This window comes from Streptomyces tirandamycinicus (genome assembly GCF_003097515.1).
In the GTDB taxonomy this organism is placed as follows: Bacteria; Actinomycetota; Actinomycetes; order Streptomycetales; family Streptomycetaceae; genus Streptomyces; species Streptomyces tirandamycinicus.
On record NZ_CP029188.1, the window covers coordinates 1,877,664 to 1,892,786 of the forward strand.

The 15,123-nt window shown below is 70.5% G+C and carries 12 protein-coding genes; 1 reads left to right on the top strand and 11 read right to left on the bottom strand.

Annotated features, from left to right (window positions below):
• Positions 1-3 precede the first annotated feature (3 nt).
• The 8 genes from mrdA to DDW44_RS08375 all read right to left on the bottom strand — a co-directional run bounded on the left by mrdA (position 4) and on the right by DDW44_RS08375 (position 10,756).
• Positions 4-2,178, bottom strand: a complete 2,175-nt coding sequence (gene mrdA / locus DDW44_RS08340) for a penicillin-binding protein 2 (protein WP_108906026.1) — start codon at positions 2,176-2,178, stop codon at positions 4-6.
• 19 nt (positions 2,179-2,197) lie between these two features.
• Entirely contained in the window at positions 2,198-2,863 is a 666-nt protein-coding gene (mreD, locus tag DDW44_RS08345) for a rod shape-determining protein MreD (RefSeq protein ID WP_108906027.1), read from the bottom strand.
• Between the two features lie 18 nt (positions 2,864-2,881).
• The gene (gene mreC, locus DDW44_RS08350; protein WP_108906028.1) at positions 2,882-3,934 is read right to left on the bottom strand and encodes a rod shape-determining protein MreC; all 1,053 of its coding nucleotides are present in this window, start codon (positions 3,932-3,934) and stop codon (positions 2,882-2,884) included.
• 189 nt (positions 3,935-4,123) lie between these two features.
• Positions 4,124-5,143 (bottom strand): rod shape-determining protein, encoded by a 1,020-nt coding sequence (locus DDW44_RS08355; protein ID WP_017944902.1) that lies wholly within the window; start codon positions 5,141-5,143, stop codon positions 4,124-4,126.
• A 314-nt stretch (positions 5,144-5,457) separates the two neighbouring features.
• Positions 5,458-5,868: a nucleoside-diphosphate kinase gene (ndk, locus tag DDW44_RS08360; protein WP_017944901.1), complete on the bottom strand. Its 411-nt coding sequence runs from the start codon at positions 5,866-5,868 to the stop codon at positions 5,458-5,460.
• A 115-nt stretch (positions 5,869-5,983) separates the two neighbouring features.
• Positions 5,984-6,349 (bottom strand): DUF4233 domain-containing protein, encoded by a 366-nt coding sequence (locus DDW44_RS08365; protein ID WP_017944900.1) that lies wholly within the window; start codon positions 6,347-6,349, stop codon positions 5,984-5,986.
• Positions 6,350-6,353: 4 nt separating this feature from the next.
• Positions 6,354-7,868, bottom strand: a complete 1,515-nt coding sequence (folC, locus tag DDW44_RS08370; protein ID WP_108906029.1) for a bifunctional tetrahydrofolate synthase/dihydrofolate synthase — start codon at positions 7,866-7,868, stop codon at positions 6,354-6,356.
• A gap of 239 nt (positions 7,869-8,107) precedes the next feature.
• Complete coding sequence (locus DDW44_RS08375) at positions 8,108-10,756, bottom strand: valine--tRNA ligase (protein WP_018890026.1); 2,649 nt, start codon at positions 10,754-10,756, stop codon at positions 8,108-8,110.
• Between the two features lie 139 nt (positions 10,757-10,895).
• On the opposite strand from DDW44_RS08375, the gene DDW44_RS08380 reads away from it, so the two are divergent.
• Positions 10,896-11,891 (top strand): hypothetical protein, encoded by a 996-nt coding sequence (locus DDW44_RS08380; protein ID WP_108906030.1) that lies wholly within the window; start codon positions 10,896-10,898, stop codon positions 11,889-11,891.
• Between the two features lie 163 nt (positions 11,892-12,054).
• Here the strand turns inward: DDW44_RS08380 and clpX are convergent, their stop codons facing one another.
• The 3 genes from clpX to DDW44_RS08395 form a co-directional block, all read right to left on the bottom strand.
• Positions 12,055-13,332 carry an ATP-dependent Clp protease ATP-binding subunit ClpX gene (gene clpX / locus DDW44_RS08385; protein WP_017944896.1) on the bottom strand — a complete coding sequence of 426 codons (1,278 nt, stop codon included), beginning with the start codon at positions 13,330-13,332 and terminating at the stop codon, positions 12,055-12,057.
• A 143-nt stretch (positions 13,333-13,475) separates the two neighbouring features.
• A complete protein-coding gene (locus DDW44_RS08390) occupies positions 13,476-14,159 on the bottom strand; it encodes an ATP-dependent Clp protease proteolytic subunit (protein ID WP_017944895.1) in 684 nt (227 codons plus the stop codon).
• A gap of 86 nt (positions 14,160-14,245) precedes the next feature.
• Positions 14,246-14,851 carry an ATP-dependent Clp protease proteolytic subunit gene (locus DDW44_RS08395; RefSeq protein ID WP_017944894.1) on the bottom strand — a complete coding sequence of 202 codons (606 nt, stop codon included), beginning with the start codon at positions 14,849-14,851 and terminating at the stop codon, positions 14,246-14,248.
• Positions 14,852-15,123 lie beyond the last annotated feature (272 nt).

Genomic DNA, 15,123 nt, shown 5'->3' on the forward strand with positions numbered 1-15,123 from the left:
CGTTCAGTCCCTCCGTCCGGTGGCCGGGGGCGGGCCGGCGAGGGAGGTGTCCTCCTCCGGCTCGGGCTTGGCCGGCGCATAGGGCGTGATCTTCGGTGCGTCGATGGAACCGTCGGGCTGGATCTTCGGCAGCGTCTTCTGGGGCTGGGGCAGCAGGGCCTTCTTGAGGTCCTGGTTGCCCTCCATGTCCAGTCCGTAGAGCGCGTTGTAGATGTTGCGCACGGCGGGCCCGGAGGCACCGGAGCCGGTACCGCCCTGGGAGATGGTCATGACGATGGAGTAGTCCTTGGTGTACGTGGCGAACCAGGACGTCGTCTGCTTGCCGTGGACCTCGGCGGTACCGGTCTTGGCGTGCATCGGGATCTTGTCCTGCGGCCAGCCGCCGAACCGCCAGGCGGCGGTGCCGCGGGTGGCGACGCCCGCGAGGGCCTCGTTCATCAGCTTGCGCGTCTCGGCGTTCATCGGGAGCTTGCCGTGGGACTTGGGCCGGATCTCGCGGATGCTCTTGCCGTCGGCGCTGACGACCGCCTTGCCGACGGTGGGGTTCCACATGGTGCCGCCGTTGGAGATCGCCGCGTAGATGGTCGCCATCTGGATCGGGGTGACCAGCGTGTCGCCCTGGCCGATGGAGTAGTTGACGGAGTCACCGGCGCGCATCAGATTGCCTTCCAGGCAGTTCTCGTACGAGAGCTGCTGGATGTAGTCGCCGCCCTTCTTGCCGATCTTGCACCAGTAGTCCTTGTTGGCCTCCCAGAAGTTCTGCTTCCAGCGGCGGTCGGGGACCCGGCCGGTGACCTCGTTGGGCAGGTCGATGCCGGTCTCGGCGCCGAGGCCGAACTGGTGGGCGGTCTTGTAGAACCAGTCCGCCGGGTCCTTCTTCGGCTTGAGGCCGCCGTCCTTCTTCCACTGCTGGTGGGCGAGGGCGTAGTAGACGGTGTCGCAGGAGACCTCGAGGGCCTGGCCGAGGGTGATGCTGCCGTGGCCCTGGGACTCGAAGTTCTTGAAGACCTGGTTGCCGATGGAGTACGAGCTGGGGCAGGGGTAGCGGCCGTTGAAGTCGTAGCCGGCGTTGACCGCGGCGGTGGTCGGGATGACCTTGAAGATGGAGCCGGGTGCCGCCTGGCCCTGGATGGCGCGGTTGAGCAGCGGGAAGTTGGACTTCTTGCCGGTGAGGCGCGCGTAGTCCTTGGCCGAGATGCCGCCGACCCAGGCGTTCGGGTCGTAGGTGGGCAGCGACGCCATCGCGACGACCCGGCCGGTCTTGGCCTCCATCACGACGACGGCGCCCGAGTCGGCCTTGTAGTTGGTGTTGGTGTTGTCGTCGAAGACCTTGCGGGCCTCCTTCATGGCGTTGTCGAGCTCCCACTCGGCGACCGCCTGGACGCGGGCGTCGATGGAGGTGACGACGTTGGCGCCGGGCTCGGCCTTGTCCGCCTGGGCCAGGCCGATGACCCGGCCGAGCTTGTCCACCTCGTAGCGGGTGACGCCCGCCTTGCCGCGCAGGTCCTTGTCGTACGTGCGCTCGAGTCCGGAGCGGCCGACCTGGTCGGAACGCAGGAACGGCGAGTCGGTGTCCTTGGCCTTCTCGATCTCCTCGTCGGTGACGGGCGAGAGGTAGCCGAGGACCTGCGCGGTGTTGGCCTTGCCCGGGGCGGCGTAGCGGCGTACGGCCATCGGCTCGGCGGTGATGCCGGGGAAGTCCTCGGCGCGTTCGCGGATCTGCAGGGCCTGCTGGGTGGTGGCCTCGTCGGTGACGGGGATGGGCTGGTACGGGGAGCCGTTCCAGCAGGGCTGGGGGGTCTTGGAGTCACAGAGCCGGACCTTGTCCATGACGTCCTTCGGCTTCATGCCGAGGACGCCCGCGAGCCGGGTGAGCACCCCCTTGCCGTCGTCCTTCATCTTCATCAGGTCGGTGCGGGACGCGGAGACGACGAGCCGGGTCTCGTTGTCCGCCAGGGGCACGCCCCTGGCGTCCAGGATCGAGCCGCGCACGGCGGGCTGGACGACCTGCTGGACGTGGTTGCCCTTGGCCTCGTTCGTGTACTCGTCGCCGTTGCGGATCTGGAGGTACCAGAGGCGCCCGCCGAGGGTGGCGAAGAGGGAGAAGACGAGGACCTGGATCACGACGAGCCGGATCTGGACGCGCGGGGTCCGCCCGGTCTCGGGAATGTTGCTCACGCTGCCGATACCCCCTCGGTCACAGTCGCTTGACTCCGCGGATGCGGCCGGCGCGGGAGGCCCGCGTCCTGGCCGCCTTGATCCGCAGCCCGCCGCGCTGGCGGCCGATGCTCAGTCCGGTGCCGGAGGTGGCCCAGCCGCTGGAGACGTCGGCGGCGCCGGCCTGGGGCTCGGCCAGCGGATCGTTCTCGGCGCGTCTGGCCAGAGCCATGATCAGCGGCACGGTGAACGGGGCGAGGAGCAGGTCGTACAGGGCGGCCGTGAACAGCAGCGAGCCGAGGCCGACGTGGCGTGCGGCGGTGTCGCCGACGAGCGCGCCGACGCCCGCGTACAGCAGGGTCGAGCCGACGGCCGCCGCCACGACCACCACCATCGGGCCGGTGGCGGAGGTCAGCCGGCCGTTCTCGGGCCGGGCGAGTCCGACGAGGTAGCCGATGACGCACAGCACGAGGGCGTAGCGGCCGACGGCGTGGTCGGCGGGCGGGGCGAGGTCGGCGAGAAGTCCCGCGCCGAAGCCGATGAGGGCGCCGCTGGTGTGGCCGTAGACCAGCGCGAGGGCCACGACGGTGAGCAGGAGCAGGTCCGGCACGGCTCCGGGAAGCTGGAGCCGGGCGAGGACGGTGACCTGGACGACGAGCGCGACCACGACGAGCGTCGTGGAGAGGAGCATCCGGTTGAAGCGCATGGTGTTCAGCTCCTCCTGCTACTCGTCGTCGCGGCCGGTGACGGCCGCGGTGCTGTTCGCCCGCGGGGTCTGCCCGCCCGGGTCCCGGTCCTGCTCCTGCTGCTGCTCCTGGTCCTGGTCCAGCTCGTCCGGTGCGCCGGTCTGAGCCCGGACGCCGCCGTCCGCGGAGGGGGTGACGGTGACCGTCACCGTCGGCGTGGGCGTCGGCTTGGGCCTGGGAGGCAGCACCGCGTCACGCGGGTCGGTGCGGGGCGCCTGGACGACGACCCCGACGATGTCCAGCTTGGTGAAGGCGGCGTACGGCCGTACGAAGACGTTGCGGGTCAGCGCGCCGCCGGACGGGTCGACGCGGATGACCTCGCCGACCGGCACGCCGGGTACGAACGGCTTGTCGGCCTGCGAGCCGAAGGTGACCAGCCGGTCCCCCTTGCGCACCTTCGCCTTGCCGTTGAGGAGCTGCACGGACAGGGGCCGGTCGCCCTGGCCGGTGGCGAAGCCCAGTTCGTCGGTCCGCTCCATGCGGGTGCCGACCGTGAAGTCCGGGTCGTTGGCGAGGAGCACGGTCGCGGTGTCGGGGCCGACGGTGGTCACCCGGCCGACGAGGCCGTCGCCGTTGAGCACGGTCATGTCGCGCCGGATGCCGTCGACGGAGCCGGCGTCGATGGTGACCGTCCAGGAGAAGCCCTGGGCGGCTCCTATGGCGATGACCTCGGCGCCCTTGATGCCGTACTGGCCGCTGGCCGCCTTCTTCAGCATGCTGTCGAGCTGGCGGATCCTGCTGCGGTTGCGGTCGTCGCTGCCGAGTCTCGCCTTGAGGGCGGCGTTCTCGCGTTCGAGGACGGCGATGCGGTCGTGCCGCTCGCCCGAGTCGCGGATCGCCCCTATGGCGTTGCCGACCGGATCGACGGCGGAGGCCACGCCGTTCTCGACCGGCCCGAAGACGGTGGCCGCCGCCTGCCGGGCGCCGTCGACCGGTGACTCCTCGCCGCCGCGGATGTCCACCGTGATCAGTGCGAACGCGATGGCGATCAGCAGGACCAGGAGCAGCCGGCTCTCTTTCGTGTCCCTCACGTGCGGCGGCCGTGCCTTCCTCGTCGGAATGTGGATGCCGAGCTCTGTGGTGCGTGGTGATGCGTGCTGTGTCTTCGGGCGTGCTGTGTCTGCTGGGTTACGTGCTGGGTCCGTCGTGCCTGTGCTGTTGTACGAACGACCGGCCGAACGGGGCCGAAGGGCACCCGGACGGCCGATCGCGGCCCCGCGCTAGCGGCGGGGCTGGGCGTCCAGCACCTGCTGGAGCGCCTCGAACTCCTCGACGCACTTGCCCGAGCCGAGCGCCACCGAGTCCAGCGGGTCCTCGGCGATATGGATGGGCATGCCCGTCTCGCTGCGGAGCCGCTCGTCGAGCCCGCGCAGCAGCGCGCCGCCGCCGGTGAGGACGATGCCGCGGTCCATGACGTCGCCGGACAGCTCCGGCGGGCACTTGTCCAGGGTGGTCTTCACCGCGTCGACGATCGCGTTGACCGGCTCCTCGATGGCCTTGCGGACCTCGGCGGCGGAGATGACCACGGTCTTGGGCAGCCCGGAGACCAGGTCGCGCCCGCGGATCTCGGTGTGCTCGTCCTTGTCCAGGTCGAACGCCGAGCCGATGGTGATCTTGATGCTCTCCGCGGTCCGCTCGCCGAGGAGGAGGCTGTACTCCTTCTTGACGTGCTGGATGATCGCGTTGTCCAGCTCGTCACCGGCCACCCGGATGGACTGTGCCGTGACGATTCCTCCGAGGGAGATCACGGCGACCTCGGTGGTGCCGCCGCCGATGTCCACCACCATGTTGCCGGTGGCCTCGTGGACCGGGAGGCCCGCTCCGATGGCGGCCGCCATCGGCTCCTCGATGATGTGCACCTGCCGGGCGCCGGCCTGGGTGGACGCCTCGATGACCGCCCGGCGCTCGACCCCGGTGATACCGGAGGGCACGCAGACGACGATGCGGGGCCGGGCCGCCCACCGGCGCTTGTGGATCTTGAGGATGAAGTAGCGGAGCATCCGCTCGGTGATCTCGAAGTCGGCGATCACGCCGTCCTTCAGCGGGCGCACCGCGACGATGTTCCCGGGCGTGCGGCCGATCATCTTCTTCGCCTCGGCCCCCACCGCGAGGATGCCGCCGGTGTTGGTGTTGATGGCGACCACCGACGGCTCGTTGAGGACGATCCCCCGACCCCTGACGTACACCAGCGTGTTGGCGGTCCCGAGGTCGACAGCCATGTCACGGCCGATGAACGACATAGAGTTCCCCTTGTGTCCCATGAGGATGCGTCGGGCCTTCCCAAATCGAGCTTTGACGGCTTTTCAGGCAGGCGAGGAGGGTGATGCGCGAGTGCTACGGCGTGAAGGCTTCCATCGTAGTGCCGCCTGCGGCGACTCCGCGCGCTGGGCCCCGCCTCAATAAGGGTGACGACGAGTCGGAGCGATGCGTTCCCGGTATCGGGCCGCCTATGCCGGGGGGCGACCGAAATTCCTTCGGTCGCCCCAGGGGCCGAGCGCTGTACGGCTGACTGCCGGTCAGTGTCCCCGGCGGGGAACCGGCGGGGACGGGCTTCTCAACGCCCCGGGAAGAAGATCTTCAGCTCCCGGGCCGCGGACTCCTCCGAGTCCGAGGCGTGGATCAGGTTCTCCCGGACGATCGTGCCGTAGTCGCCGCGGATGGAACCCGGCGCGGCCGCGATCGGGTCGGTCGGGCCGGCCAGGGCGCGCACCCCCTCGATGACCCGCTCGCCCTCCACGACGAGGGCGACGACGGGCCCGGAGGACATGAAGGCGACCAGCGGCTCGTAGAACGGCTTGCCCCGGTGCTCGCCGTAGTGCTGCTCCAGGGTGTCCTGGTCCAGTTCGCGCAGCTCCAGCGCGGTGATCCGCCAGCCCGCCTTGCGCTCGATGCGGCCGATGATCTCGCCGATCAGGCCGCGGCGTACGGCGTCGGGCTTGAGCAGGACGAGCGTGCGCTGGCTCACAAAGGGCTCCTTCGAGTGCGGGTCCCGGGAGTTCCTGGATGGGGGAGTCCGCAGGATGAACGGTCTGAACGGTCTTGCCGGTGCTCAGAGGCTACAGGGCTCCCGCCGGCACCCGTCACGCAGCGTCAGGCTCTGCGGTACCCGCCGCGGACTGCTGCTCCGCCCAGCGGGCCTTGGCCTCGTCGACCTTGCGGCCGTAGTGCACCGAGGCCCACCACAGGCCCGCGAACACGGCCCCGAGGGCGAACATCGTCGGGACCACGAAGCCGCTCGCGATCAGGCCGATCTGCAGCGCCCAGCCGAGCGGCACCCCGCCGGGCCGGGTGACCATCCCGCACAGCACCAGCGACAGCAGCATCGCGACCCCGCTCACCGTCCACACGGTGGCCGCGGACAGATCCGGGTCCTTCATCGCCACCAGGCCGGCGAAGCCGATCACGAAGAACTCGCCGATCAGCGTCGACGCGCAGAGGGTACGCATGGACTCAGTCCCTTCCCAGCAGCAGCCGGGCCTCGCCGACCGTGATGACGGAGCCGGTCACCAGGACGCCCGCGCCCGAGTACTCGGCCTCCTCCTCGGCGAGCGTGATCGCCGCTTCCAGCGCGTCGTCCAGCCGCGGCTCCACGACCACCCGCTCGTCCCCGAACACCTCCACGGCGATCGCCGCGAGCTCGTCGGCGTCCATCGCCCGGTGGCTGGAGTTCTGCGTGACGACGATCTCGGTGAAGATCGGCTCGAAGGCCTCCAGGACCGCCTTCACGTCCTTGTCGGCGCTCGCGCCGACGACTCCGACCAGCCGCGAGAAGCCGAACGACTCGGTGACGGCCTCCGCGGCCGCACGGGCTCCGGCCGGGTTGTGCGCGGCGTCCAGCACGACGGTCGGGCTGCGGCGCACGACCTCCAGCCGGCCCGGCGACACCACCGAGGCGAACGCGGAGCGGACCGTCTCGGCGTCCAGCGTCCGCGCGTGCTCCGCACCGATGCCGAAGAACGCCTCGACCGCAGCCAGCGCCACCGCCGCGTTGTGCGCCTGGTGGGCGCCGTGCAGCGGCAGGAAGATCTCCTCGTACTCGCCGCCGAGACCGCGCAGCGTCAGCAGCTGCCCGCCCACGGCGACCTCCCGCGACGCGACGCCGAACTCCATTCCCTCACGGGCCACCGTCGCGTCCACCTCGACGGCCCGCTTCAGCATCACCTGCGCGGCGTCCACGGGCTGCTGCGCCAGGATCACCGTCGCGCCCTGCTTGATGATCCCGGCCTTCTCGCCGGCGATCTCGGCCGCGGTGCTGCCCAGCCGGTCGGTGTGGTCCAGGTCGATGGGGGTGACCACCGCGACCGAGCCGTCGATGACGTTGGTCGCGTCCCAGCTGCCGCCCATGCCGACCTCGACGACGGCCACGTCGACCGGTGCGTCGGCGAACGCCGCGTAGGCCATCCCGGTGAGCACCTCGAAGAAGGAGAGCCGGTACTCCTGGGCGGTGTCGACCATGTCCACGTACGGCTTGACGTCCTGGTAGGTGGCGATGAACCGCTCGGGGTCGATCGGGGCGCCGTCCAGGCTGATCCGCTCGGTGACCGACTGCACGTGGGGCGAGGTGTACCGGCCGGTGCGCAGCTCGAAGGCGCCCAGCAGCGCCTCGATCATGCGGGCGGTGGAGGTCTTGCCGTTGGTGCCCGTGATGTGGATCGACGGGTAGGCGCGCTGGGGCTCCCCCAGCACGTCCATCAGCGCGGCGATCCGGCTGACCGACGGCTCCAGCTTGGTCTCGCCCCAGCGGCCGGCGAGCTCCTGCTCGACCTCGCGGAGCGCCTTGTCCACCTCCGGGTCGGCGGGCCGCCCCGGGACCTGGTCGCCCTGCGGCGCCCCGGCCTGGGTGCGCAGCGTACGGCTCCCGGCCTCGATCACCGCCAGATCGGGGTCGCGGTCGGTCTCGGCGTCGACGATCGCGTCGAACTCGTCGCCGGTTGCGTCGAAGGGCTCTGGCTGCTGGTCGCTCACGCCTGACAGTCTACGGAGCGCCGCCGGCACCCGGACCGAGGCCCGGCCCGTGCCTGGGCCGGGCCTACCCGATGCCACCGGGCGCCCGCGGGCGGGGGCGCCCGCACACGGTGCGCGCCGGGCCGCGCTCCCGCCGCCCGCCCCGGCGACCGGCGGCTCCACGGCGTGCGATGCCGAGGCCCCCGGGTCCGGACTCGCCGGACTCCGGGGGCCTCGCGCGCGGCGGCGGGTGCCGCGGATCAGCCCTGCGGCAGGTTCGCCAGCTGGACACCGATGCGCTCGATGTCCTCCTCGGCCTTGGCGAGCCGTCCGCGGATCTTGTCCACGACGTTGTCGGGCGCCTTGGCGAGGAACGCCTCGTTGCCGAGCTTCGCCGTCGCCTGGGCCTTCTCCTTCTCGGCGGCCGCGAGGTCCTTCGCGAGGCGCTTGCGCTCCGCGTCCACGTCGATCGCGCCGGAGAGGTCCAGCGCGACCTCGGCGCCCGCGACCGGGAGCGTGGCCGTGGCGCGGAAGGAGTCGCCCTCCGGCTGCAGCCGGAGCAGCTGCCGGATCGCGCTCTCGTGGGGGGCGAGGTCCGTGCCGTCGAGCGTCAGCCGGGCCGGGACCTTCTGGCCGGGCTGCAGTCCCTGGTCGGAGCGGAACCGCCGGACCTCGGTGACGACGCGCTGGACGAGCTCGATCTCCCGCTCGGCCGCGGCGTCGCGGAAACCGCCCGGGGCGTCGGCTCCGGGAACGGCCACCGCCTCGGGCCAGTCGGCGACGACGACCGACTCGCCGCCCGTGAGGGTGGTCCACAGCGTCTCGGTGACGAACGGGACCACCGGGTGCAGCAGGCGCAGCGTGACGTCGAGGACCTCGCCGAGCACGCGGGCGGAGACCTTCGCGGGCTCGCCGCCGGCCATGAACGTGGTCTTGGAGAGCTCGACGTACCAGTCGAAGACCTCGTCCCAGGCGAAGTGGAAGAGGGTGTCCGACAGCTTCGCGAACTGGTAGTCCTCGTAGTACGCGTCGACCTCGGCGACCACCGCGTTCAGCCGCGAGAGGATCCAGCGGTCGGTCGCCGACATCCGCTCGTGCGGCGGCATCGGGCCCTCGACCGTGGCGCCGTTCATCAGCGCGAAGCGGGTCGCGTTCCAGATCTTGTTGGCGAAGTTGCGCGAGCCCTGGACCCAGTCCTCGCCGATGGGGACGTCGACACCGGGGTTGGCACCGCGGGCGAGGGTGAAGCGCAGCGCGTCGGAGCCGTACTTGTCCATCCAGTCCAGCGGGTTGACCGCGTTGCCGAAGGACTTCGACATCTTCTTGCCGAACTGGTCGCGGACCATGCCGTGCAGGGCGATGGTGTGGAACGGCGGGGTGCCGTCCATCGCGTACAGGCCGAACATCATCATCCGGGCGACCCAGAAGAACAGGATGTCGTAGCCGGTGACCAGGACGGAGTTCGGATAGAACTTCGCGAGGCTCTCGGTCCGCTCCGGCCAGCCCAGCGTGGAGAAGGGCCACAGGCCGGACGAGAACCAGGTGTCCAGGACGTCGGTCTCCTGGTGCCAGCCCTCGCCGGACGGCGGCTCCTCGTCGGGGCCGACGCAGACGACCTCGCCGTCCGGGCCGTACCAGACCGGGATGCGGTGGCCCCACCACAGCTGACGCGAGATGCACCAGTCGTGGAGGTTGTCGACCCAGTCGAAGTACCGCTTCTCCATCTCCTGCGGGTGGATCTTGACCCTGCCGTCGCGGACCGCGTCACCGGCGGCCTTCGCCAGCGGGCCGACCTTGACCCACCACTGCATGGACAGCCGCGGCTCGATGGTGGTCTTGCAACGCGAGCAGTGGCCGACGGAGTGGACGTACGGGCGCTTCTCGGCGACGATCCGGCCTTCGGCGCGGAGCGCGGCGACGATGGCGGAGCGGGCCTCCAGGCGGTCCAGGCCCTGGAACGGGCCGTGCGCGGTGATGACCGCGCGCTCGTCCATGACGGCGAGGTTCGGCAGCCCGTGGCGGCGGCCGATCTCGAAGTCGTTCGGATCGTGGGCGGGCGTCACCTTGACGGCGCCCGTGCCGAACTCCGGGTCGACGTGCTCGTCGGCGACGACCGGGATGCGGCGGCCGGTGAGCGGCAGTTCGATCTCGCGGCCGACGAGGTGCCGGTAGCGCTCGTCCTCGGGGTGGACGGCGACCGCGGTGTCACCGAGCATCGTCTCGGCGCGGGTGGTCGCGACGACGATCGCCTCGTCGCCCTCGCCGTACCGGATCGAGACCAGCTCGCCGTCGTCGTCCTGGTACTCGACCTCGATGTCGGAGATGGCCGTCAGACAGCGCGGGCACCAGTTGATGATGCGCTCGGCGCGGTAGATCAGCTCGTCCTCGTAGAGCCGTTTGAAGATGGTCTGGACGGCCTTGGACAGGCCCTCGTCCATGGTGAAGCGCTCACGGGACCAGGCGACGCCGTCGCCGAGGCGCCTCATCTGGCCGGAGATCTGCCCGCCGGACTCGGCCTTCCACTGCCAGACGCGCTCGATGAACGCCTCGCGGCCGAGGTCGTGGCGGGACTTGCCCTCCTTGGCGAGCTCGCGCTCGACGACGTTCTGCGTGGCGATGCCCGCGTGGTCCATGCCGGGCTGCCACAGCGTCTCGTGGCCCTGCATCCGCTTGCGGCGGGTGAGGGCGTCGATCAGCGTGTGCTCGAAGGCGTGGCCCAGGTGGAGGCTGCCGGTGACGTTCGGCGGCGGGATGACGACCGTGTACGCGGGCTTGTCGCTCTTCGCGTCCGCCTCGAAGTAACCGCGCTCTACCCAGCGCTCGTACAGCTTCCCCTCCACCTCGGCCGGCGCGTACTGGGTCGGCAGTTCGGGGGTGCTGGCTGGCTGCTGCTGAGTGTTCTCGGTCACGGGCCACAGTTTAGAGGGGTCACGGTCCCGTTCTGAAACGGGAATGTTCCGTAACGGTGTGGGGCCCGGTGGCCTCGGGGGCGGAGCACTTCCGCCAGGATGTCGGGAGCGCACGAGCATCTGGAGGGGGAACCCAGGAATGAGCCACAACCAGCCGGGCCCGTACGGCGGTCAGCCCCAGCAGCCCGGACCGTACGGCGGGCCGGGCCCCTACGGCCCGCCGCCGCCCCAGGGGCCGGGGGGAGCGCCGCAGCCGGGCTACGGGCACCCCCAGCAGCCTCCGCAGGGCTTCCCCCCGCAGCAGCCCGGTTACGGCCACCCGCAGGCCCAGCAGCCGGGACCGTACGGCCCGCAGGTGCAGCAGCCGGGACCGTACGGCCCGCAGCCGCCGTACGGGGCGGGCCCGGGCGCCTACCCGCCCCCGCCGCCGTCGCGGCCGGGTGGCAGGAGGACCGCCCTGGTCGTCGGCGGCGCGGTCGTCGCCCTCGCGGTGGTCGCGGGCGCCGCGTGGTGGTTCACGTCCGGCGGAGCGGGCTCCGGCGTCGCGGCGGACACGAAGGGCTACAAGCTGACGCCGGCGGCGTCGGCGGGCGAGTTCAAGAAGGACAAGGACAACCCGGAGTCGCTCTCCGCGAAGGAGAAGTCGGAGGCCGAGACCCTCCTCGGCATCAAGGACCCCCGGCAGGCGGGCGCCGGCTACAAGGCGGGTGACCCCGGGCAGCCCCTGGCGGGCAAGGCGCTGAGTCTGACCGGTCTGTGGGGCGAGATCGACGACCCGGAGAAGGCGCTCGACGGCTGGTTCCGCAAGCTGGAGGAGAGCGACGGGAACGCCTCGGACGATGTGAAGGTCGAATTCGTCGGCGAGCCCTCCGACGTGGAACCCGACGGGTTCGACGGCGCCCTCATGAAGTGCCGGACCGCCAGGCTCACCCCCACCGGCGACGCCTCGTCGGCGGGCCTGGGCGCGAAGACGTTCGAGGTACCCATGTGCGCATGGGCCGACTTCAGCACCATCGCCGGAGTGAACGTCGTCGATCTGTCGCAGATCCTGGGAGGCGGGGGCAAGGCGGTGCCTCAGAACGAGGTCGCCGACCTGACGGCGAAGCTCTACAACACCTCGCGCACGAAGGTCTGAGCACGGCCCAGCCCCCGCCTTTCCCGGCACTCCCCGTGCTCCCGGCGGGAAGCCGGGTCACGCACCCCCCTCGGCGGCTGCCGTTCCGCGCCGCAGGGGGCGAGACACCACAAGGGGGCGGGGGCCGGTTCGGTGAACCGGCCCCCGCCCCCTGCGTACCGTGCTACGCGCTCTTCTCGTGACGGCCGTCGTTCTTCACGATCCGCGGTACCAGCGTCGGGTTGACGTTGTTGTGGACGACGTCCGCCGTGATGACGACACGGGCGACGTCCTTGCGGGACGGCACCTCGTACATCACCGACATCAGGACCTCCTCCATGATGGCGCGCAGACCGCGCGCGCCCGTACCGCGCAGGATGGCCTGGTCGGCGATGGCCTCGAGGGCCGGGCGGTCGAAGTCCAGCTCCACGCCGTCGAGTTCGAAGAGGCGCTGGTACTGCTTCACCAGCGCGTTGCGCGGCTCGACCAGGATCTTCAGCAGGGCCTCGCGGTCCAGGTTGTGGACCGAGGTGATGACCGGCAGGCGGCCGATGAACTCGGGAATCATCCCGAACTTCACCAGGTCCTCCGGCATGACCTCCTGGAACTGGTCGCTGGCGTCGATCTCGCGCTTGGAGCGGATCGTCGCACCGAACCCGATGCCCTTGGCACCGGCGCGGGACTCGATGATCTTCTCCAGCCCGGCGAACGCACCGCCCACGATGAACAGCACGTTGGTGGTGTCGATCTGGATGAACTCCTGGTGCGGGTGCTTCCGTCCGCCCTGCGGCGGGACGGAGGCCGTGGTGCCCTCCAGGATCTTCAGCAGGGCCTGCTGGACCCCCTCGCCCGACACGTCCCGGGTGATCGACGGATTTTCGCTCTTTCGGGCGACCTTGTCGATCTCGTCGATGTAGATGATCCCGGTCTCGGCCTTCTTGACGTCGTAGTCAGCCGCCTGGATCAGCTTCAGCAGGATGTTCTCGACGTCCTCGCCCACGTACCCGGCCTCGGTCAGCGCCGTGGCGTCGGCGATGGCGAACGGCACGTTGAGCATCCGCGCCAGGGTCTGGGCGAGCAGCGTCTTGCCCGAGCCCGTGGGGCCCAGCAGCAGGATGTTGGACTTCGCGAGTTCGATGGCGTCGTCCCGGCCCTGGCCGTTCTCGCCGGCCTGGACGCGCTTGTAATGGTTGTACACCGCGACCGAGAGGGCCTTCTTCGCGGGCTCCTGCCCGACGACGTACCCCTCGAGGAACTCGTAGATCTCGCGCGGCTTGGGAAGTTCCTCCCACCGCACCTCGGAGGTCTCGGCGAGCTCCTCCTCGATGATCTCGTTGCAGAGGTCGATGCACTCGTCGCAGATGTACACCCCGGGGCCTGCGATGAGCTTCTTCACCTGCTTCTGGCTCTTTCCGCAGAACGAGCACTTGAGCAGGTCGCCGCCATCACCGATGCGTGCCACGAGGTGCTTCCCCTTCGCCTGGGAGCGCTTGGTTCAGCGGCTCCTGGTGCCTCATATCCGACGGTACCTTGCCGGGCCCCCGGTTCGGGCCCCCCTTGGCGCGGTTCACATTGACGTGTACCGCGCCAAGGGCAGGTCGAACGTCAGGCGGCCGCTGCGGCCGCGCTCTTGCGGGTCGACACGATCTGGTCGACCAGGCCGTACGCGAGCGCGTCCTCGGCGGTGAGGATCTTGTCGCGCTCGATGTCCTCGCGGACCTTCTCGATCGGCGTGGAGGAGTGCTTGGCCAGCATCTCCTCGAGCTGCTCGCGCATCCGCAGGATCTCGTTGGCCGCGATCTCCAGGTCCGAGAGCTGCTCCCGGCCCGTCTGCGAGGACGGCTGGTGGATCAGCACCCGGGCGTGCGGGAGGGCCATCCGCTTGCCGGGGGTACCGGCGGCGAGCAGCACGGCCGCGGCGGACGCCGCCTGGCCCATGCAGACCGTCTGGATGTCCGGCTTCACGAACTGCATCGTGTCGTAGATGGCGGTCAGCGCCGTGAAGGAGCCACCGGGGCTGTTGATGTAGATGGAGATGTCGCGGTCCGGGTCCATCGACTCCAGGCACAGCAGCTGCGCCATGACGTCGTTGGCCGACGCGTCGTCGATCTGGACCCCGAGGAAGATCACGCGCTCCTCGAAGAGCTTCGCGTACGGGTCGTACTCGCGCACGCCCTGGGAGGTGCGCTCGACGAAACGGGGGACGACGTACCGGTTGTCCACCTGCGGGCCGGTGTAGAGGCCGCTCGCGGAGGCTGCGGGGAACTGGTTCATGGTCGTGTTCACCATCCTGGTGGCGTTCGGGGGGCTGGGGTTTCGGGAGGCGGGCGGGGCGCGGGCCCGGTGCCGGGGGCGCGGGCCCCCGGCGGCCGGGCTCAGGCGCCGGTGCCGCCGCCGCCCGGAACGCCCGAAGCGGCGGAGATGATCTCGTCGATGAGCCCGTAGTCCTTGGCCTCCTCGGCCGTGAACCAGCGGTCGCGGTCGCCGTCGCGGATGATCGTCTCGACGGTCTGGCCGGAGTGGCGGGCGGTGATCTCGGCCATGCGCTGCTTGGTGCGCAGCAGGTACTCGGCCTGGATCTTGATGTCCGAGGCGGTGCCGCCGATGCCGGCCGAGCCCTGGTGCATCAGGATGTCGGTGTGCGGCAGGGCGAAGCGCTTGCCGGCGCTGCCGCCGGTGAGCAGGAACTGGCCCATCGAGGCGGCCATGCCCATGCCGATGGTGACGACGTCGTTCGGGATGTACTGCATGGTGTCGTAGATCGCCATGCCGGCCGTCACCGAGCCGCCGGGGCTGTTGATGTAGAGGTAGACGTCCTTCTCCGGATCGGCGGCCAGGAGAAGGAGCTGTGCCGTGATCTTGTTGGCGATGTCGTCGTCCACCTGCTGGCCCAGGAAGATGATGCGCTCGCCGAGCAGCCGGCTGTAGACCTGGTCGCCGAGGCCTCCACCGATGGACGGCTCACCGGCGGCGTTAGGCATCAGAATCGTCACGTAATCCACCTGCTCGTCTCTGACGGCTGCGGCCGTCTCAGCGTCTGGGAACCTGGGGGCGGGGGGAACCCCGCGGGCGGGTAGTCCCCTGCCCTCGTATTCATGGACCCTAACGCGCTGGTGGGCGGGCGCCATCCCGGTTCCCGAACTGTTCGCTGGCAGCGCAAGCTAGGGGGCGCGCACCGGCCTGAACACGCCCCGTGGCGGTGCCTTCGGCACGGTCCGCGCCGGGGGCCGTACGGGCCCTCCCGGGTCCTGCA

Excerpts from the sequence above, each read along its gene's own strand:
- mreD (WP_108906027.1), bottom strand. The coding sequence starts at position 2,863 with ATGCGCTTCAACCGGATGCTCCTCTCCACGACGCTCGTCGTGGTCGCG.
- DDW44_RS08355 (WP_017944902.1), bottom strand. The coding sequence starts at position 5,143 with ATGTCGTTCATCGGCCGTGACATGGCTGTCGACCTCGGGACCGCCAAC.
- DDW44_RS08365 (WP_017944900.1), bottom strand. The coding sequence starts at position 6,349 with ATGCGTACCCTCTGCGCGTCGACGCTGATCGGCGAGTTCTTCGTGATC.
- DDW44_RS08380 (WP_108906030.1), top strand. The coding sequence starts at position 10,896 with ATGAGCCACAACCAGCCGGGCCCGTACGGCGGTCAGCCCCAGCAGCCC.
- DDW44_RS08390 (WP_017944895.1), bottom strand. The coding sequence starts at position 14,159 with ATGGTGAACACGACCATGAACCAGTTCCCCGCAGCCTCCGCGAGCGGC.
- DDW44_RS08395 (WP_017944894.1), bottom strand. The coding sequence starts at position 14,851 with ATGCCTAACGCCGCCGGTGAGCCGTCCATCGGTGGAGGCCTCGGCGAC.